Here is an 18,057-nt window from a genome sequence, read left to right as displayed (position 1 = left end):
AAACCGGGGTTTTGCTATCTGCTGGCCTTGCGTGCCAAGCCCCGTCTACACTCGACACATCACTCGATCTGTTACGAGGCCGTCATGCCGCGATTGCCGGCCATTCTCCTGTTGTGTCTGGTGTATTGGGTCAGTCCGGTTGCAGCCTTGTCGCTCAGCGAAGAGGAGCGCGCCTGGCTTGCCGAGCACCCCGTATTGCGCCTGGGCATCGACGCCTCCTGGCCGCCATTCGAGTTCCGCGACCCACAGGGCCGCTACCAGGGCCTGGCCGCCGACTACATCGCCTTGCTCGAGCAACGCCTGGGCGTGAGCCTGCAACCGAGCGACAGCACCAGCTGGAGCGAAGTACTGGAGCAGGCCAAGGCCGGCCAACTGGACTTATTGCCCGCGGTCATGGCCACGCCTGAACGGCAGGCTTACCTGGCCTTCAGCCGTCCTTATCTGGACTTCCCGATTGTCATCCTGGCGCGCGATGACGGCCCGCAACCACGCGCGATGAAGGACCTCCATGGCCTTAAAATTACCGTGGTCGATAATTATGCGCCCCATGTACTGTTGCGCAGCCAGCACCCTGACCTCAACCTGCTACCGCTGCCGACCGTCAATGCGGCCCTGCAAGCACTAGCAACCGGCCAGGCCGATGCCTTGATCGGCGACCTCGCCTCCAGTGTCTGGAGCATGCGCCAGCTCAAACTGAAAGGCCTGACCATCAGTGGCGAAACGCCCTACCGCTATAAGCTCTCCATGGCCGCGCCACGCGACCACGCGGTGCTCATCGGGATTCTCGACAAGCTCCTCGCCGACATCAGTAGCAGCGAAATCAGTGCCCTGCAGGCGCGCTGGGTCGGCCACCTAGAGGACAGGCGCAGCATCTGGCGCGAACTGCTGCTGTACGGCCTCCCGGCTTTGCTTGCACTGTGCGCCATCATCGCCGTGATACTGCGTATCAACCGCCGCCTGCATGCCGAAATGGCCACTCGCAGTCTGCTCGAACAAAAATTGCGCAACAGCGAACAACACTACCGCAGCCTGGTGGAAAACCTCTCGGCCATCGCCTGGGAAGCACGCCTGGATGACTACAGCTTTACCTACGTCTCGCAACATGCGGAAAAACTGCTCGGCTATCCGCTGGCCGACTGGAAACGTCCAGGCTTCTGGCTGAGTACCCTGCACCCGGATGACGCACAGCAGGCCCTCGGCTACTGCCAACGCGAAAGCACCGCCGGCCGCGACCATAGCCTCGACTACCGCATGTATGCCGCCGACGGTCGCGTGCTATGGATCCGCGACATCGTTACCCTGGCCCGCAGTGGCGACGAGACGATCATGCGCGGCCTGATGGTCGACATCAGCGAAGCCAAACAGGCCGAGCAGGCCCTGCGCCTCTCCGAACAGAAATTCGCCTCGGTATTCCAACAATGCCCGGACATCCTGGTGATCGCGCGCAGGGCCGACGGCTGCCTGCTGGAAGCCAACAACGCCTTCGAACAGCAGACCGGCATCCCCGTCAGCGAGGCGCTCGGCAAAACTGCCACCGAATTGAACATCTGGGGCAGCCCCGGCATCGGCCAGACCCTGCTCAGACGCCTGCAAGACGAGAGCCTACGCAACCTGGAAATTTCCTTTCAGCGGCGTGACGGCCAATCCTTCACCGGCCTGATCTCCGCCCAAGCCTTCCAGCTCGCCGATACGCCGGCGCTGGTAATGGTGGTACGCGACATCAGCCAACTCAAAGCCACCCAACAGCAACTGCTGAACTCCGAAGAAAAATTCGCCAAAGCCTTCCACGCCTCCCCCGACGGCCTCGTGATCAGCCGCGTTCGCGACGGCCAGCTGATCGAAATCAATCAAGGCTTCAGCCGTATCACCGGCTACAGCAGCAGCCAAGCAGCCGGCCGCTCAACCCTGGAACTGGGTGTCTGGGCCGACCCCGCAGACCGCGTCAGGATGATCGAGCAGATCGACCTGCACGGCAGCGTGCATGAACTGAGCGCCTCGATCCGCACCCGCGATGGGCAGACACGCCTGTGCGAACTGTCTGCCCAACCGATCCAGGTCGGCGACGAGGCCTGTCTGCTGACCATCGCCCGCGACATCACCGAACGCCAGCTCATGCAGGAAAAACTCCAGCAGGCCGCCACCGTGTTCGAAAGCACCGCCGAAGGCGTGATGATCACCGACCCCCAGCAGCGCATAGTCGCGGTCAACCGCGCCTTCAGCGCAATTACCGGCTTTAGCGAAGCCGAAGCGCTCGGGCAAACACCCCGGCTACTTGCCTCCGGCCAGCACGACAGCGCTTTTTACAGTGCCATGTGGCACCAACTGGAAGATCAAGGACACTGGCAAGGGGAAATCTGGAACAGCCGCAAGAACGCCGAAATCTTTCCGCAATGGCTGACCATCAACGCCGTGCGCAATGCCGACCAGCAGACCACGCACTTCGTCGCCGTGTTCGCCGATATCAGCTCACTCAAACAGGCCCAAGCCCGACTCGACTACCAGGCCCACCACGACTCGTTGACCGGCCTGCCTAACCGCCTGCTGTTCGAAACGCGGCTGCATGCCGCACTCGACGCTGCGAGAACCGACGAGCGCCAAGGCGCAATCCTGTTTCTCGACCTCGACCGCTTCAAGCACATCAACGACAGCCTTGGCCACCCGACCGGCGACCAGCTGCTCAAGAGCATTGCCATCCGCCTCAAGCAACAACTGCGCGACATCGACACCGTTGCCCGACTCGGCGGCGACGAGTTCATCATCCTGCTGCCGGGCCTGCACCAGAGCGAGGACGCCAAACGGGTCGCCAACAAACTGCTCGCCTGTTTCGGCCCGCCCTTCCACATCGACGACCACCAGTTCCATATCAGCGCCAGCATCGGCATCAGCCTGTACCCGGATGACGGCCTGGACGTCGCCACCCTGGTGAAGAACGCCGACGCCGCCATGTACCGCTCCAAAGCCAAAGGCCGCAACCGGGCCGAAATGTACACCCGCGACCTGACCTTTCAGGCCACCGAACGCATGGCCCTGGAACATGAACTGCGCCGCGCCCTGGAGCGCCAAGAGCTGCAACTTTACTACCAGCCGAAACTCAACCTGAGCACCAATCGCCTGGCCGGTGCCGAAGCCCTGATACGCTGGATCCACCCGGTGTTTGGCGAAATCCCACCCGACCGTTTCATCCCGCTGGCCGAGGAAACCGGGCTGATCCTGCCGCTGGGCGACTGGGTGCTGCAGCAAGCCTGCTGGCAAATGCGCGAATGGCAACTCCTCCACGCGCCTTTCGGCCCCCTCTCGGTCAACCTGGCCGGCGCCCAACTGCACCAGCCGCACCTGCTCGAACGCATCTCGCAGCTGCTCGACAGCAACTCTCTCGACCCCAGCCTGCTGCAACTGGAAATCACCGAAAGCTTCATCATGAACCAGACCGAGGACGCCCTGAGCATCCTCCACCAACTGAAAGCCCTCGGCGTGCAGCTGGCCATCGACGACTTCGGCACCGGCTACTCCTCGTTGAGTTACCTCAAGCGCCTGCCACTGGACACCCTGAAGATCGACCAATCCTTCGTCCGCGGCCTGCCGAACGACCCACACGACGTAGCCATAGCCCGCGCCATCATTGCGCTCGGGCGCAGCATGCAACTCACGGTGATCGCCGAAGGGGTGGAAACCAAGGAACAGGAACTGTTTCTCGCCGCCGAAGGCTGCGAACAGATCCAGGGCTTCATCCTCAGTCGCCCCATCGCCGCCGACGCATTCGCCCATAATTTCCTCGGCCCGCGTCGTACGGTTGGCACTACAGAGAAGGCACCGGTATAATCCGCCGGCTTCTGAGGGCCCATAGCTCAGTTGGTTAGAGCAGGGGACTCATAATCCCTTGGTCCACGGTTCGAGTCCGTGTGGGCCCACCAACTTAAAAGCCGCGCACTGCGCGGCTTTTTCATGTCCGCAGGAAAAGCAGCTAGACCAGTCCCATAGCTATAGCCGGCTGGTTAAAGCTCAATGATCAGATTCGAGCGAAAGCCCGTCTCTTCCCCCGGATACCCCCTGGGATTGCAGACCACCCGCGTTCCCGCCACGTCATAGTCGACAGCCATATGCGAATGGCCATGCACCCACAGCGCCATGTGCTCACCACCCATGAGGTCTTCCCAGCGATTGGCATACGCGGCATCCATGTGAGTACCCGCGTGCGGGTTGCCTTGGAGGGAGCGTAGCGTTGGCGCATGGTGAGTGATCACCACAGTTGGGCCGTCAAATGGTTCCGACAACTTCATGCGTAGCCAATCCTTTGTCTGCACTGACTGGGCAACCAAATCAGCCGGGCGGATAGGTCTATAGCTTTCAGTGCGGATTTGCCGGAAGTCGTTCATCGCATTCTGCGCACTCAAGCATGCCATCGGCGAGTTGCCGGTTGCGGTGAAATCCGTCCACATGGTCGCGCCCAGAAACCTTGTACCACCAAGGATCAATTCATCCCGATCCAACACCCGAACGCGATCATCCTGAGCCGCCCGCAGTTTCTGCAGAGTGTGAGTCAGGTGCCCACCGTAAAACTCGTGATTGCCTGGCACGTACAACACTGGCCCAGAGAAGGATTGCCTGGCCCACTCAACAGCGCGTGCCTTGACATCGATGTCGCCCGCCAGAATGACGACATCGCAGTCCATGGGCTCTGGAGTAAAGGGGCTGAACTCATTGTGCAGGTCCGACAGCAAGTGGATACGCATCATCATTTCTCAGTGATTTACTGGGGCTGCGCCTTCGTCGACGACACCTTGCGGAATTTAAGGCAAGAGCACGCAGGAAGTTAACGCCGCGAAAAGTGAACTTAGCCACACCGAAAAAATCCCATGGAGCTCAGAATGCCTGATCACTTGGCACAAGGACGACAGCCATGGCAAAACCAGCCTCCCGCCTTAGCGATTTAAATGCTTGCCCCATTCCTGGGCATGGCACCAACCCGACCACCAGTGGTTCGCCGGATGTACTGATCAACAACCTACCCACCCTGCGTGTCGGTGATAGTACGGCCTGTGGCGATGCGGTCACCGAAGGTATAGGCAGCATCCTGGTCAATGGAAAACCCATTGCGTTTCTTGGTAGTGCCACCGCTCATGGCGGGATCATCATCACCGGTTCAGGAGACGTACTGGTTGGTACTCAATCGGGCAGCGCGCCGTTCAGCGCACCAGAGATCCTGCCCAGGCACAGCGAGCAGTACCAGCTGATAGACAGCAATAGCGGCCAGCCTGTCGAGGACGCGCTGTACTGCGTGGAGTGCGGCGATGGCCAGCGCTTTGTCGGTTACACCAATGCCTACGGCAATACCGAGCGGGTATTCACCAAAGCCCCACAATCCGTGGTCGTTCGCTGGGGCCGGGATGCGGCCAACCACCTCAAGCAACAGGGCATTAGCTTCTAAGGACAGATGCAATGACAGCGCCTCACCAGGGTAAGACCAGCTCCCAGCACGCTATTCAACAGATCCCTGTTTCGCTACAGCGCGACTTCATTACCGTAGTCGGCGCCTCGCATATGGGCCTGATGGAAAAGCTGCGTGGGCAGAAAGGCAACAAGATGCGTTTTATCAACCAAGGCATCCGGCAAGTTCGCCTCTACCCGCCGGCAAGCGCCAACGATGCCACCCAGCGTATTTTTCTGATTTTCACCGAAGACTACGAACGCCCCCTGCTCGACGCCGTGAAGGACGTGGTCGAAACCCGCTATGGCGCCAAGTACCGTGAACTGGATTCCATCGCCCAACTACTCGACTTTATCAACCTGCGCATCAACAAGAAGCGCGAGATCAAGCAGCTCGACTTTTTCTCCCACGGCCTGGTTGGCACCATCGAGTTTGGTTATGAGCTGGATAAGGCAGACAGTTACCGCATGCGCGATGCCCAAGCCCTCATGCTCAAGCCTGAGGCGTTCGACCTGAGTGCCAAGATTCACTCCTACGCCTGCCGTACCGGTCTTGGTATTCATGCAGACGTACACGTCAGCGAAGGTGAAGATCCGCTGTACGAGCAAAGCCTGGCGCAGTTGATCGCCAACACCGCTCAAACTGCTGTGTGGGCGTTTCCACGGCGCAGTAATTATGACCAGACCTATGGCAATGCCAGTGATCGTGCTGGGTTAACCAATGCCCAGGAGAAAACCAAAGCCGACGCACAAGCAATGAAGGCATACAGGCGTCGACTCAGCGACTATCAGAGGCGCCTAGCCGCGCACCGACAGGCCAGTAAAGATGCAAACGCCCAACTACCTAACGCAACCGCGCCACAGCCACCGATCAAAACTGCCAGCGCGCAGGATGAGGCCCTAGTACGCCATGCCAATAGTCGCGATGGAAATGATCGAACCATCGGTTACCCACTGGACGCTGAGGGGGCGGTTCGCCCTGTGCGTGCGGGCGACTCGCCCACTGGGGTGCCTGCCACCCTGCGGGAATACAAGCCACTATGAGGCGCTTGAACAAGCTACTGCTATGTAGCATTGCCCTGGTCGCCAGTTTGGCGACCGGGCTTTATCTGAATGCCAAGGAAAGCCAAATGCCTAAAAAAATCATGATGTATTACGGCGGTTTCGAAGTCGAAGAGATGTTCGATGCCAGCCAGTGGTTTGTTAGTGGCATGTACAAACCACGCAACATTGAGGCCGACGGCGGAGCCAGCAATGTCACCATGCTACGCAGCCAGCTCAGGCCCTTTACACCCGAGCAATTGGCCGAGCTTCCCTATGCCGCGGCCGAAGCCTTCGACAGCAGCTACCTTGAAGACACAGATACCCAGGCACTGATACTGAACCCGCCCGATCTCAGCCATCGCATCCGCTATACCTACAGCGCCTTCGCCGAGCCCAACAAGCCCGAGGACTACTACTACCTCTACTTGGAATTGGACGGTCGGAAGTTTGCCATCCTGTTCGCGCGCGATGCGCTGACTGGCAATGACCTAACCGGGAAAGACGCCAAGGAAATCAGCGGCGACTATGCCTCGCAAGCCGAGCATCGAAAAGCCTTTGCTGAAATAGCAGAACTCGAACGCAAATCGCGCTAACCACCTCCTCCGCAAAGAACAACGCAACCATGCTGCAAAAGACGCTGCTCACTCTCTGTATGGCCACTTCGCTAACAGGCTGTGAAGTCCTCATGCTCGGCAATGTTGTGGCCGGCTGCGCCCTAAGGCCCAACCCGGAACTTCTGCCCAATGCGCTTCCTGCCGCCGCCGTGGGCGTGCCGTATAGCATCCGTATAGATGTGATCAACGCCAGCACCCCAGTGAGCACACTGCAGGTAGCACCCAGCAAACCCCTGCCCGATGGTTTGGAGTTGACCCACACCGAAAGAGACAAGCATGGCGAAATCCGAGGGACTCCAACCGAGACCGGACGCTACAACGTACTGGTCTATGGCAGTACCTATGGCACCCAATGCGCGGGGCAGGATGTGGAAAAGCTCTACACGCTCCAGGTCACTGAATAACCGGCACTCAACAGAAGATGGCCCAAACCTGGGGCATTGGCGCTCCATGCCGTACTGACGATCCAGACCAAAGAGCTACAGCACCGCTCTCCAATTGATAAAGACCTCACGATGAACAAACGCCGAATCGCCCTGCTCGCTAGCTGTGTGCTGCTGCCTTTTATCGCTCTGGCGACTTATGCAGCCGTTACCCGTATCAACCCCAACAGCCAGCATGCCGTGGGCGAACAACTCGATGAGCTAAATGGCGTGGCGATCTACTACAACGGCGGGGTCAATACGGTGCAGGGCCGTAACCTGAGCCAGGATGGTTACAACCTGGGCCTGCGCTATCAGTGCGTGGAGTTCGTCAAACGCTACTACTTCGAGCGGCATGGCCACCGCATGCTCGACACCTATGGGCACGCCAAAGACTTCTTCGACCCAACCCTCAGCGACGGCAGTTTGAACGCCAAACGGGCGATGCTGCAGTTCCGCAACGGCAGCGCCGAGCAACCGCAAGCAGAAGACTTGCTGGTATTCGCCCCCTCGCTGCTCAACCGCTACGGTCACGTTGCGATTATTGCCAGCGTTGGCACCGACACCCTGCAGATCGCCCAACAAAACCCCGGCCCCTTTGGCAGCTCCAGAGAAGACCTAGGGCTTACCCAACGAGAAGGTCACTGGTATATCGAGCAGGCACGGGCACTGGGCTGGCTGAGGCTGCAGCCAGCTGACGAACTGTCTGTACCTGAGCAGAACTACATCCAGAAGCCATAAATAGCGCCCCTCGCATAACCTGGGGCAATGCGGAGTGTAGTGGTCTACTGATTCCGGACACCGATTTAGGCGAAAAGGAGACTGCGCGCCAAGGCATGATCATCGGTGGCGGTGCCGCAGGCGGCCTTCTCGCTGGTCTTGGCGTCTCGCTCATCTGTGGCCCCGGCGCACCGTTCTGCGCCATCGCCGTGGTGCTAGCGGGTGGAGCAGTGGGCGGGATCGCAGCAGACGCCCTGGATGACGAACTTGAGGAGTTTTCCAAGTGGGAAGTGTTTTGACGCGCGATGAGCGCACTCGATTGTGGTCGGCGCTATCGGATGCCTTCATCGACAACGAAGTCGACTACAACGCCATCGCTCGGCAGTTGGCGGGATTTGACCTCGCCACGATAGAGGTCGCGTTCTTCGAGGAAGTGGCTCCCGTTTGCTATTCCAACCTGCAGGCCCCCATCCCGCCGATCTGGACAGCATTCGAGAGCACTTGGCTCACCGAGACTATCGAGAGCACTCAGGAAGCCCGCCGCACCTCGACCTTTCGCCGCCTGCGCGATCAGGCCTTCGTGGCCTACCTTCGTTATCGGCTCAAGGACGAGTGGCTGAGCATCGAGCGCGAGCTAGATCGCCAGGGCGCGGCCGACGCTGGCAGATGAGTAGCTGCCGCAGGTCGATTGAGCAAGGACGGCGACCACCTGATCCCGCGCCCACTCTAGAGCGCAGTCATGAGCTTAGTGATGCCAGCTGACCTGTAGCCTTGAGGCCACAAATTATGACTAACACACCCATTTCGTAACCTGTCAGCTACAGCTCAAGGCTGGCAGCCCTTGTGTAAATGTAGCCCAAGGGCTACATTTTTCGGCATATTCGCTTTTTTTGATGCCCGAAGGCTACAAATGACCTCTCTCTACGATGTTTCCGAAATGCTAAAACAGGCCCGTGGTGAGGCGAAGCTGAGCCAAGAAGCGCTGGCCAGCCGTGCCGGCGTCTCGCGTACCACGGTGACGCGCATGGAAACACTGGCCAAAGGCGACATGAGCGTTTCGGTGCTGGTTCGGCTGCTGGAAGCGGCCGGCTATGACCTGAAGCTGGTCAAGGCAGGACACCAGCGCACGATTGAAGACATCCTCAACGAGCAGCGGTCAGGAGAGTGAGGAGACGACAGCGAGCTATCCTGCGATAGAAACCGCCGGCAGGGTCGCCATCAATCGAATACTGCATGGATTTCGTCCAGCGTGGGCATGACTGCGGGCACGACATTGAACTCGGCATCTAGAGCTGCCAGCGCTCTCGCATAAGCCAGCATGCCCACCGACAGGTCACCCTTTTCGATAGCGATGATTTTCTGCCGGGTAAGGCCAGCCAGAGAAGCGAGCGCAGCCTGGGTCAGTCCACGATTGAGGCGGCGCTGGCGAAGCTGCTGGCCGAGACGCTGCGTGATTAGGGAATGGTCCATGTTATGCATACGTTACTAAATAGAGCAGATGTAACGTATAGATGACCGCATCACAAATCAACGTGGCGGCTGATACTCAAGCCTGAAATAGGGCCAGGAAGCTTGTGAGCCGAATAGCCAGAATAATCGGCTCACGTAATGAGCCGAATATCGTCATTGAATACGTTCGTCCATTTACGCTTACTTTCGGTAGTATCCGGGTAACTCAGAATTACTGAAGGTTGAGAAATGGACTTCACCCCCGTTATCGCGCAGGTCTGGGGCACGCTGGGCTGGTTTATTCCGCTGATGCTGCTGGTCGGCCTGCTCAAGTCGCCTTGGGCCAAGGGCCACATCGGCGAACTCCTGGTGCGCCTGTTCGCTCATTGGCAGCTGGACAAGCAAACCTACCGCCGCCTGCACAACGTCACCCTGAGCACACCCGACGGCACCACCCAGATCGACCACGTATTCCTCTCGCCCTTCGGCATCTTCGTGCTAGAAACCAAGAACATGAGCGGCTGGATCTTTGGCAGCGAAAAGCAGCCACAGTGGACGCAGAAGCTCTACAAACGCACGTTCAAGTTCCAGAACCCGCTGCGGCAGAACTACAAGCACCTCAAGGCTTTGGAAGCCACCCTGGGCGTTAACCCGGAGCACCTGCACTCGGTTATCACCTTTGTCGGCGGCAGCACCTTCAAGACCGAAGTGCCGGCCAACGTGACTCAGGGCATCGGATTTATCCGCTACATCAAGTCATTCCAGCAGCCGGTATTCAGCGAGGCTGACGTCGACGCCATGTTGAAAGCCCTGCAAAACGGTCGCCGCGCACCGACCCTCGCCACCCACCGCGAGCACGTGCAAAACCTCAAACGCCGCAGTGATCCAACAGCCGAGCGGCAGTGTCCGAAATGTGGCAGCGCGCTGCTGATCCGTACCGTGAAGTCAGGGGCGAAAATGGGACAGCAGTTCTGGGGCTGCTCGACTTTCCCCAAGTGCCGGACGATGCAGAGTCTTTGAAATGCAGAAAGGCTTGAAAATCGTGGTCTGTCCCCTATTACCATTCGTACCGTGAAATCAGGGCCGTAAGCGGGGCAGCAGTTTTGGGGGTGCTCGACATTTCCCAAGTGTCGAACCATGCAGGCTCTTTGAGCCGCAGGGCAGTGAAACGATCAAGGAGTTTCCGTGCAGAAAATAAATCTGTCCCCTTTTTCCCTTCTTTTTCCCTTTTCCCCTTGAGTGCGACGGGCAGAAGTGGCGAGTTTCATACAGCCACCTGCACTGGGTACTGGGCAGCGATTCGTTATAGGTCAAGCGCAATAACGGTGGGACGGCTGAACGCTTACACTGCACCACCATGCTGCGCTGAAACGCGCCTGTGCCCCGGAGAAAGCACTGCTGATCGCGGCCCATGCCTGGGATGACCACTGCGCGATTCAGGCCGGGTTTCATGGCATCTGGATTCAACGCCACGAGTCGCTCTTTCACCCCCTGATGGGTAGCCCTGACCAACAGGTTACCGACCTGGTCGATGCCGTGGAGCTGGCAATTCTACGGCTCCGGGGAACAGACAGCGATTAAGCCTCGGCCCCTGGTTTTCGCCATTTGCCACGGTAACCAAGACTTTGTTGGCTATCGCACCGACCTGGTAGCGCCTTGCAGTCCAGTATCTGTGTTTCTTCCCTAATATCCTCACGGAGGAAACCAGATGTCTGATACCAAAAAAACCATCAATCCTGCTACTGAAGACGTTCTTGAAACCTATTCGCTGATGTCACGGCAAGAGGCCGAAGGCATTATTGAGCAGACCCACGATGCGTTTCTGAGCTGGCGCAAAACCAGCTTCAGTGAACGTGCCGAGATCCTGAACAAAACCGCCGCGCTGATCCGGGAGCGCCAGGACGACTACGCCGCACTGATGACCCGTGAAATGGGCAAGACTCTCGCTGAAGGCAAACAGGAATGCGAGCTTTGTGCTGCAGTCTGTGAGTTCAGCGCCGAGCACGGCCCCAAAGAACTGGCCGATGAAACACGGGAGCTTGAAGGCGGCTGGGCCCTGGTCTCCTATCAGCCCCAGGGCGTGATCTACGGGATCCAACCCTGGAACTTTCCGCTTTACCAGGTCATCCGCTACAGCGCCGCCAACCTGATGGCAGGCAACACCGTGCTGCTGAAGCACGCTGCCAATGTCTGGGGTATGGCGCTGGAAGTTGAAAAGCTCTATCGGGATGCCGGAATGCCGGAAAACGCTTTCCGCACCCTGTTGATTGGCCACGACGTTTCGGACGCGGTTATTGAACACAAACTGGTACGTGGCGTCACGCTAACCGGTAGCCCCACGGCGGGCCGAGCTGTGGCACAGCGTGCCGGCAAAGTACTGAAGAAAACCGTGCTTGAACTGGGCAGTAACGATGCCTACCTAGTGCTGGCGGATGCAGATGTGCAGAAGGCGGCCAAAGTCTGTGTTTTGGGCCGCACCAACAATACCGGCCAGACCTGCGTGGCAGCGAAACGCTTTATTGTCGTGGACTCGGTCTACGACGAGTTCCGGGATGCCTTCCTCGCCGGAATGAAAAACCTCGTCGTCGGCGACCCCACCAGCAGCGACACCCAGATGGGACCCATGGCGCGTTCAGATCTGAGAGATAGCCTTCATGAACAGGTTCGACAGTCTGTCGACGCCGGTGCCACCTGTTCTCTGGGCGGTGAAATTCCCGAAGGCAAGGGCTACTTCTATCCGGCAACCGTGCTGGAAGATGTCGCACCGGGCCAGCCAGCTTATGACGACGAGTTGTTTGGTCCGGTAGCTGCACTGATTCGGGTGAAAGACGATGCCGAGGCCATGCGGGTGGCAAATAACTCCATTTATGGTCTGGGCGGCGGCATTTTCTCTGCCAATGAAGACCGGGCCGTACGCCTGGCCCGGGATGAATTCGACACCGGCATGGTCAATATCAATGGCTACAACCTGGCCATACCCAACCTGCCTTTTGGTGGCGTAAAGCAGAGTGGTTATGGCCGCGAACATGGTGGCTTTGGCATGCGCGAGTTTGTGAATGTAAAGGCGGTCATGGTGGCCCAATCCTGATTCGGCATTAAGGAAATTTTATGAGCATGAACATCCTTGTTGCCGGGGCGACCGGCAGAACGGGCCTGCATCTGGTCCAGTACTTGGTTGACCAGGGCCACAAGCCGACAGCGCTTGTTCGCGCAAGCTCTGACACCACGGCGCTGCCCCAGGGAGTCGGCCTGCGCAATGGCGATCTCGCTGACCTGCACGCCGGCGTATGCGATGGCATGGAGGTGGTTATCTTTGCGGCAGGCTCCGGCGGATCCACGGGCCCTGAAATGACCAAAAAAGTGGATCGGGACGGCGCCAAGCGACTGATTGATCTGGCGCTGGAATCAGGCGTGAAACGTTTCGTGATGCTCAGTTCAATCGGGGCAGACCAGTCCAATCCCACGGGCGACATAGCGCCCTATCTGAATGCCAAACATGAGGCGGATGAACACCTGAAGGACTCTGGGATGACTTATTCGATCCTGCGCCCGGTCGCGTTAACCGACGACGGACGGGGCGAAAAAGTGATCCTGGGCGAAGCTGTCAACAAATCCGCCAAAGCCTCTCGCGCAGATGTAGCCCATGTGCTGGCGGAGGCCGCGACTACAGGCCGTTACGACGGTATAGCCCAGAATATGCAGTCCGCCTGACCGAACCAGAAGGGGCTGCCTGCCGGTCGGCGCGCAGCCCAGCAGACTTCAGGAGAAATCCATGACACAGCAAGCCGACATCCTGTTCGACCCCTTTGTTCTCGGGAAGCTGACACTGCCCAACCGGGTATTGATGGCCCCGCTGACCCGCTCGCGGGCCACGCAGCCCGGCGACGTGCCCAACGACATGAACGTGGAATACTACCGCCAGCGTGCCGGCGCCGGACTGATCATCTCCGAAGCAACCCAGGTCTCGCCTCAGGGCAAGGGTTACGCCTTCACCCCGGGCATCCACTCCGAGGCGCAGATCGAGGGCTGGCGGCGCGTGACCGACGCGGTGCATGCGCAAGGCGGCCGCATCATAATGCAGCTGTGGCACGTCGGGCGCATCTCGCACCCAGACCTGCAGCCTGACGGCAATGCGCCGGTGGCGCCCTCGGCCATCAAACCCGAAGGCGCCAAGACCTACATCAACGCCGACTCCGGCATGGTCGAGATTCCGACGCCGCGGGCGCTGACGCTCGAGGAGATGCCCGGCATCGTCGAGCAGTTCCGCCAGGGTGCCGAGAACGCCAAGCGCGCCGGCTTCGATGGGGTCGAGGTTCACGCCGCCAACGGTTATCTGCTGGACCAGTTCCTGAAAAGCGCCAGCAACATTCGCGACGATGCCCATGGCGACTCGTTGGACAATCGCCTGCGTCTGCCATTGGCGGTGGTCGAGGCGGTAGTGGATGTGTGGGGAGCGGAGCGCGTCGGTGTGCGGATCAGTCCCACGGGCAGTTTCAACGCCATGGAGGATGCCGACCCGGAAGCGACCTTCGGTGCCTTCGCCGGCAGACTTGACGCTTTGGGGATTGCTTTCATTGAGGTAGTCGAGGATTCCTTCCAGGGCAATCACGCCTCTGGCCGCCCTGACAGGGTGATCGAGGCCATCCAGAATGCGTTTTCGCGTACCTATATCAGCAACGGTGGCTACACCGCCGACGAGGCCCGTGAGCGCATTGCCGCCGGCAAGACCGACCTGGTGACCTTCGGCCGTCCCTTCATCGCCAACCCCGACCTTCCAGAACGCTTTCGCCTTGGCGCCCCGCTTAACGAATGGGACGACAGCACCTTCTACGGGGGCGATGAGCACGGTTATACCGACTATCCGAGTCTCGCCGAGCAACCGGCGTAACACCCGGTTTCCAAGCCCAGACCCATCGGTTGGGGCCTGTTTCAGCCGACGCGCAACATCCAACGATTCATGTTCACAGGAGAAGAAATCATGTCAGAAATCAATGGCAAGGTCGTCATCATTACCGGTGCCAGCAGTGGTCTCGGTAAAGCTACCGCCCTCCGTCTGGCCAAGGGTGGCGCCAAGCTGGTGCTTGCTGCCCGACGCGAGGAACGCCTGGTGGAGCTGCGGGACGCTATCATCGAGCAGGGCGGTGATGCTATCTACCAGGTGACCGACGTCACTGACCGCGATCAGGTCGAGTCGCTGGCCAAGGCGGCGAAGGAAGCCTATGGCCGCATCGATGTGCTGGTCAACAATGCTGGCCTGATGCCGCTGTCGCCGCTCGATGAGCTCAAGGTCGACGAGTGGGATCAGATGGTCGACGTCAACATCAAAGGTGTGCTTTACGGTATTGCCGCGGTGCTGCCGACCATGCGCGAGCAGCATGTCGGCCACATCATCAATCTCTCGTCGATAGCGGGGCATAAGGTCTTTCCGTCGTCGGCCGTCTACTCCGCAACCAAGTATGCCGTGAGGGCGCTATCAGAAGGACTTCGTCAGGAAGGCGACGGGGAAATCCGTTCCACCAATATCTCGCCGGGGGCCGTGGCGACCGAGCTGACCAGTACCATCAGCGATCCCGATACCGCCAAGAATGTGGATGAAATGTACGAGATGGCTATCGACCCCGATGCGATTGCCCGGGCGATTGCTTACGCCATCGAGCAGCCGGCGGATGTCGATGTCAATGAGATTATCATCCGCCCCACCAAGCAGCCGCTCTAATCAGGCAGGCGTTCTATTCAGCCCGGCATCTGAGTGACCAGGAATCGGGCCAGTTTCCGGATGTCCTCCGAGCGTTCGAGGCCGTCCACGAACCGCTTCGGAATACCGGCAAGGCCCACCTGCGCGCCGACCAGTGCCCCGGTCAGCATGGCCCGGGACTGGTTCTGACCGCCGCCATTGATGGCGGTAAGCGTCCAGCCGCCCCACCTCTATTCAGTTTGAGGGGCTGAGGGGCAGCAGCTCATCGATTCGCCTGTTAGGCCAGGTGGGCAGTTTTTCCAGCGTATCCTTGAGCCTGGCGGCGGGTTCGATGCCGTTCAGTTTGGCGGTGGCCAGCAGGCTCTGGATGGCGGCGGCGCTACGTCCGGAGCGTTCTGAACCGGCAAACAATCAGTTCTTTTTGCCCAAGGCGATTGGCCGAATTACGACGGAAAAGGGGACAGATTTATTTCCCCAAATCAGTCCTCGGTAGGCCGACGGGAGGTGTGCCAGCCGCTTGGGGTTGACCTGAGCACTTTGGCCACCAAGAGCAAGTAAAAGGCGCCACTGGCGCCTTCACGATGCCGACTACCGCTGCTTGCACGCCTCCAATTCCTCTTGGTTGTTCAGCGCGGTTTCTATGCCGAGGCGGTATTTGCAGTAATCAATTACCTGCTCACGCTGCTCGGCAGTCAGCCTTTCCAGAGGCTTGTCGTCAGCATCGTTGGCGAATAGGTGCCTGAACTTGACCTGCAGAGCGGGGGACTTCTTGATAAAGAAGACCTTGTTCACCTCTGCATCGTCCAGGGACTCGTAGTAGCCGACAAAGAGCACGCAAGCAGGACAAATGTGATGAAAACAGTTAGTTTTTTCATGAGCCAGGGGGAAAAGAGCAATATGGGACAGGCCACGATTTACGAAGAGATCAATCGTGGCCTGCGTGCGCCCTACGACTACCGCTCTTTACAGACTTCTAGCTCCTCTTGCGATCTCAGTTCAGTTTCGATACCTAACCGGTACTTACAGTAGTCAACTACTAACTTACGCTCTTCGCCATTTAACTCGTGCAGTTTTTTATTGTCTGCGTCGTTAGCAAAGAGGTTCTCGAACTTAACCTGGAAGGTGGGGCTCTTCTTGATGAAGAACACCGTATTCAGCTCCGCATCGTCAATTGCTTTGTAGTATCCAACGAACAGAGCGCCTAGCAATAATAGTGCAATAAGAATGATTGATTTTTTCATGCTGTAGGCGGCTGTAGCAGTTGGGTTTTGACACGAATAGCCTTCACCAGCTCCATGCCGACGTTACCAGGGCAGACCTTCCCTTCCGCTCGTTGCCCTGGATACTCGCGATGACCACCGACGCGAGTTATGAAGAAAACACTTTTCAGCGCGGTAATAAGGTTCACGACAGCATCAATTTGGGCAGCAGGAATAGAATTTGTTGTACTGACGCCCCAAGACTCAAGGGTTTCCCTTCCATAGGAGACTAGGTCATCGCCCTCCTCCGCAGTGGTGAAGTTGTTCAGCAGCACCACACCGATGACACCGGTGTTGTACTCGAGCACGCTTGATCCCTTGAATCTGATATCTCGCCCTTCATAGATGATGCCGGCACAATCGATACCATAGTGGTAACCAATATCGTCGTACTTACCTTCCAAGTGATCCTCTTGGGTCTCAAGCATCTGCTCGGCCCCGCCACCACACGAATAGCTACGGCCGGCGTGGTGCAGAGCAATCATGCTGTAGCCCCAATCATTTGCTAGGCCGACCTTGGCCTTATGGGCACCCCAAGACGAGCGCGTAACCAACTTATGACCCAGATCGCGGGCCTTGCGGATGATGGACTCACGTGTAGCAGCCCTGTCATTCACGGTAATAGTGACGGGCACAATAGGCTGGCTTGGCTTTACCTCTTGAGCCTTGGCAGTGGTTTTGTACGCCGTACTGGTCATTGGCCACTCTCGGACAACTCGACCAGAGTGCGAACCGGTGATTTGAATATGACATGCAGGAAGATGAGCGAGTTCTCGTTCGGTGCCTGGACATGCGCCAAACCGTTGGAGTCCGTTACCCCGGACTCCTCACGACCATCTACCACAGCCAAAAACTCTCGGTTAGCCAGTGGCTCACCTGTTTCGCTATCGGTAATGACGAATGCCTGGGCAAAGGTTTTGGCGAACTGGAGAGGGGCTGGGGCCTGGAAGGATGCGGCTGAGTGGCTGTCGCCGATGCGTACGCTGCCAGAACCGGCTATGACGGTATTGCCGTGTGTGCCACCACTGCTCACGGTTGCCGCGTGTAGGCCGTTGATGATGACCGTCGATGACAGCCCCGAGACGAGCGGGCTGCCACAGGCGCTTGGGTCTGACTCGCGAGCGGCAGGCAGCCCATCAAACAAGACATTTGGAGAACCAACTGCAATTGGGTTGGTGCCGTGCCCTGGGATCGGGCAACTGGTGGGGTCAGACAGACGAGCAGCGGGCTTGGCCATACGAGTTCCTTTCGTTAGTGGGGTGGCTAACCGATCAAAGCCTGCCGATCTTATCGACTGAATAGACCATGGAGTTGAATCTGCTTCTCATCTGAGGACGATCGGATCAAGCCACGCTGGGGCTTAATCCTGGCCTTCCCCAAAGCGCTGCGGCGCTCGCGCTGGTCACTTTGTTGAGTTCCATTTGCTGCAC

Annotated in this window: 20 protein-coding genes, 1 tRNA gene and 2 pseudogenes; 15 read left to right on the top strand and 8 right to left on the bottom strand. The window is 58.6% G+C overall.

Annotated features, from left to right (window positions below; all coding sequences use genetic code 11):
- The first annotated feature begins 84 nt into the window (after positions 1–84).
- Positions 85–3,819, top strand: a complete 3,735-nt coding sequence (locus B2D37_RS20625) for a bifunctional diguanylate cyclase/phosphodiesterase (RefSeq protein ID WP_079204459.1) — start codon at positions 85–87, stop codon at positions 3,817–3,819.
- A gap of 15 nt (positions 3,820–3,834) precedes the next feature.
- Positions 3,835–3,911, top strand: a tRNA-Ile gene (locus tag B2D37_RS20620).
- An 81-nt stretch (positions 3,912–3,992) separates the two neighbouring features.
- On the opposite strand, the gene B2D37_RS20615 is transcribed toward B2D37_RS20620, so the two are convergent.
- Positions 3,993–4,730 (bottom strand): metallophosphoesterase family protein, encoded by a 738-nt coding sequence (locus tag B2D37_RS20615; protein WP_079205058.1) that lies wholly within the window; start codon positions 4,728–4,730, stop codon positions 3,993–3,995.
- A gap of 167 nt (positions 4,731–4,897) precedes the next feature.
- Here B2D37_RS20615 and B2D37_RS20610 point away from each other — a divergent pair, with 167 nt between their 5' ends.
- From B2D37_RS20610 to B2D37_RS20575, 8 genes and pseudogenes are all read left to right on the top strand, one after another.
- Positions 4,898–5,425 (top strand): PAAR domain-containing protein, encoded by a 528-nt coding sequence (locus tag B2D37_RS20610; RefSeq protein ID WP_079204458.1) that lies wholly within the window; start codon positions 4,898–4,900, stop codon positions 5,423–5,425.
- 11 nt (positions 5,426–5,436) lie between these two features.
- Positions 5,437–6,468 carry a hypothetical protein gene (locus B2D37_RS20605; protein ID WP_079204457.1) on the top strand — a complete coding sequence of 344 codons (1,032 nt, stop codon included), beginning with the start codon at positions 5,437–5,439 and terminating at the stop codon, positions 6,466–6,468.
- Between the two features lie 5 nt (positions 6,469–6,473).
- Positions 6,474–7,061: a hypothetical protein gene (locus B2D37_RS20600; RefSeq protein WP_079204456.1), complete on the top strand. Its 588-nt coding sequence runs from the start codon at positions 6,474–6,476 to the stop codon at positions 7,059–7,061.
- Between the two features lie 29 nt (positions 7,062–7,090).
- Positions 7,091–7,486, top strand: a complete 396-nt coding sequence (locus B2D37_RS20595; protein WP_079204455.1) for a putative Ig domain-containing protein — start codon at positions 7,091–7,093, stop codon at positions 7,484–7,486.
- A gap of 111 nt (positions 7,487–7,597) precedes the next feature.
- Entirely contained in the window at positions 7,598–8,245 is a 648-nt protein-coding gene (locus B2D37_RS20590) for a CHAP domain-containing protein (protein WP_079204454.1), read from the top strand.
- A gap of 68 nt (positions 8,246–8,313) precedes the next feature.
- Positions 8,314–8,523, top strand: a pseudogene (locus tag B2D37_RS23900) (hypothetical protein); the annotation flags it as partial.
- Complete coding sequence (locus tag B2D37_RS20580; protein WP_256573109.1) at positions 8,508–8,894, top strand: hypothetical protein; 387 nt, start codon at positions 8,508–8,510, stop codon at positions 8,892–8,894. The pseudogene B2D37_RS23900 and the gene B2D37_RS20580, both read left to right, overlap by 16 nt.
- Before the next feature lie 240 nt (positions 8,895–9,134).
- The gene (locus B2D37_RS20575; RefSeq protein ID WP_079204452.1) at positions 9,135–9,392 is read left to right on the top strand and encodes a helix-turn-helix transcriptional regulator; all 258 of its coding nucleotides are present in this window, start codon (positions 9,135–9,137) and stop codon (positions 9,390–9,392) included.
- Positions 9,393–9,442: 50 nt separating this feature from the next.
- Here the strand turns inward: B2D37_RS20575 and B2D37_RS20570 are convergent, their stop codons facing one another.
- On the bottom strand, positions 9,443–9,694 hold the full coding sequence (locus B2D37_RS20570; protein WP_079204451.1) for a helix-turn-helix transcriptional regulator: 252 nt from the start codon (positions 9,692–9,694) through the stop codon (positions 9,443–9,445).
- 228 nt (positions 9,695–9,922) lie between these two features.
- Between B2D37_RS20570 and B2D37_RS20565 the strand changes: the two genes are divergently transcribed.
- The 5 genes from B2D37_RS20565 (at position 9,923) to B2D37_RS20545 (ending at position 15,389) form a co-directional block, all read left to right on the top strand.
- Positions 9,923–10,693, top strand: coding sequence for a nuclease-related domain-containing protein (locus tag B2D37_RS20565; protein WP_079204450.1), 771 nt, complete (start codon positions 9,923–9,925; stop codon positions 10,691–10,693).
- A gap of 688 nt (positions 10,694–11,381) precedes the next feature.
- Entirely contained in the window at positions 11,382–12,761 is a 1,380-nt protein-coding gene (locus tag B2D37_RS20560) for an NAD-dependent succinate-semialdehyde dehydrogenase (protein ID WP_079204449.1), read from the top strand.
- Positions 12,762–12,781: 20 nt separating this feature from the next.
- Complete coding sequence (locus B2D37_RS20555; RefSeq protein ID WP_218190348.1) at positions 12,782–13,384, top strand: SDR family oxidoreductase; 603 nt, start codon at positions 12,782–12,784, stop codon at positions 13,382–13,384.
- 61 nt (positions 13,385–13,445) lie between these two features.
- On the top strand, positions 13,446–14,561 hold the full coding sequence (locus B2D37_RS20550) for an alkene reductase (protein ID WP_079204448.1): 1,116 nt from the start codon (positions 13,446–13,448) through the stop codon (positions 14,559–14,561).
- Between the two features lie 90 nt (positions 14,562–14,651).
- Positions 14,652–15,389 (top strand): SDR family oxidoreductase, encoded by a 738-nt coding sequence (locus tag B2D37_RS20545; protein WP_079204447.1) that lies wholly within the window; start codon positions 14,652–14,654, stop codon positions 15,387–15,389.
- 17 nt (positions 15,390–15,406) lie between these two features.
- Here B2D37_RS20545 and B2D37_RS23240 read toward each other — a convergent pair whose 3' ends face one another.
- The 6 genes and pseudogenes from B2D37_RS23240 to B2D37_RS20520 form a co-directional block, all read right to left on the bottom strand.
- Positions 15,407–15,571 carry an ADP-ribosylglycohydrolase family protein gene (locus B2D37_RS23240; RefSeq protein WP_218190401.1) on the bottom strand — a complete coding sequence of 55 codons (165 nt, stop codon included), beginning with the start codon at positions 15,569–15,571 and terminating at the stop codon, positions 15,407–15,409.
- Between the two features lie 31 nt (positions 15,572–15,602).
- A pseudogene (locus B2D37_RS20540) lies at positions 15,603–15,818 on the bottom strand (transposase domain-containing protein); the annotation flags it as partial.
- Between the two features lie 138 nt (positions 15,819–15,956).
- Complete coding sequence (locus B2D37_RS20535; protein WP_256573108.1) at positions 15,957–16,160, bottom strand: hypothetical protein; 204 nt, start codon at positions 16,158–16,160, stop codon at positions 15,957–15,959.
- A 161-nt stretch (positions 16,161–16,321) separates the two neighbouring features.
- Entirely contained in the window at positions 16,322–16,609 is a 288-nt protein-coding gene (locus tag B2D37_RS20530) for a hypothetical protein (protein ID WP_079204445.1), read from the bottom strand.
- On the bottom strand, positions 16,606–17,325 hold the full coding sequence (locus B2D37_RS20525; protein ID WP_079204444.1) for a peptidoglycan recognition family protein: 720 nt from the start codon (positions 17,323–17,325) through the stop codon (positions 16,606–16,608). The genes B2D37_RS20530 and B2D37_RS20525 overlap by 4 nt, the downstream gene beginning before the upstream one ends.
- The gene (locus B2D37_RS20520; protein WP_079204443.1) at positions 17,322–17,864 is read right to left on the bottom strand and encodes a PAAR domain-containing protein; all 543 of its coding nucleotides are present in this window, start codon (positions 17,862–17,864) and stop codon (positions 17,322–17,324) included. The genes B2D37_RS20525 and B2D37_RS20520 overlap by 4 nt, the downstream gene beginning before the upstream one ends.
- Positions 17,865–18,057: the final 193 nt, after the last annotated feature.

It is taken from the genome of Pseudomonas sp. CC6-YY-74, from assembly GCF_002025205.1.
GTDB lineage: Bacteria > Pseudomonadota > Gammaproteobacteria > Pseudomonadales > Pseudomonadaceae > Aquipseudomonas > Aquipseudomonas paeninsulae.
The sequence above is the reverse complement of the archived record's forward strand: the minus strand, read 5'-3'. Positions and strand labels throughout refer to the sequence as shown.

Coding starts and splice junctions, on each gene's coding strand:
- B2D37_RS20530 (WP_079204445.1), bottom strand. CDS start 16,609: ATGAAAAAATCAATCATTCTTATTGCACTATTATTGCTAGGCGCTCTG.
- B2D37_RS20575 (WP_079204452.1), top strand. CDS start 9,135: ATGACCTCTCTCTACGATGTTTCCGAAATGCTAAAACAGGCCCGTGGT.
- B2D37_RS20615 (WP_079205058.1), bottom strand. CDS start 4,730: ATGCGTATCCACTTGCTGTCGGACCTGCACAATGAGTTCAGCCCCTTT.
- B2D37_RS20595 (WP_079204455.1), top strand. CDS start 7,091: ATGCTGCAAAAGACGCTGCTCACTCTCTGTATGGCCACTTCGCTAACA.
- B2D37_RS20565 (WP_079204450.1), top strand. CDS start 9,923: ATGGACTTCACCCCCGTTATCGCGCAGGTCTGGGGCACGCTGGGCTGG.
- B2D37_RS20570 (WP_079204451.1), bottom strand. CDS start 9,694: ATGGACCATTCCCTAATCACGCAGCGTCTCGGCCAGCAGCTTCGCCAG.
- B2D37_RS20560 (WP_079204449.1), top strand. CDS start 11,382: ATGTCTGATACCAAAAAAACCATCAATCCTGCTACTGAAGACGTTCTT.
- B2D37_RS20525 (WP_079204444.1), bottom strand. CDS start 17,325: ATGACCAGTACGGCGTACAAAACCACTGCCAAGGCTCAAGAGGTAAAG.
- B2D37_RS20625 (WP_079204459.1), top strand. CDS start 85: ATGCCGCGATTGCCGGCCATTCTCCTGTTGTGTCTGGTGTATTGGGTC.
- B2D37_RS20520 (WP_079204443.1), bottom strand. CDS start 17,864: ATGGCCAAGCCCGCTGCTCGTCTGTCTGACCCCACCAGTTGCCCGATC.
- B2D37_RS20610 (WP_079204458.1), top strand. CDS start 4,898: ATGGCAAAACCAGCCTCCCGCCTTAGCGATTTAAATGCTTGCCCCATT.
- B2D37_RS20605 (WP_079204457.1), top strand. CDS start 5,437: ATGACAGCGCCTCACCAGGGTAAGACCAGCTCCCAGCACGCTATTCAA.
- B2D37_RS20590 (WP_079204454.1), top strand. CDS start 7,598: ATGAACAAACGCCGAATCGCCCTGCTCGCTAGCTGTGTGCTGCTGCCT.
- B2D37_RS20550 (WP_079204448.1), top strand. CDS start 13,446: ATGACACAGCAAGCCGACATCCTGTTCGACCCCTTTGTTCTCGGGAAG.
- B2D37_RS20555 (WP_218190348.1), top strand. CDS start 12,782: ATGAGCATGAACATCCTTGTTGCCGGGGCGACCGGCAGAACGGGCCTG.
- B2D37_RS20545 (WP_079204447.1), top strand. CDS start 14,652: ATGTCAGAAATCAATGGCAAGGTCGTCATCATTACCGGTGCCAGCAGT.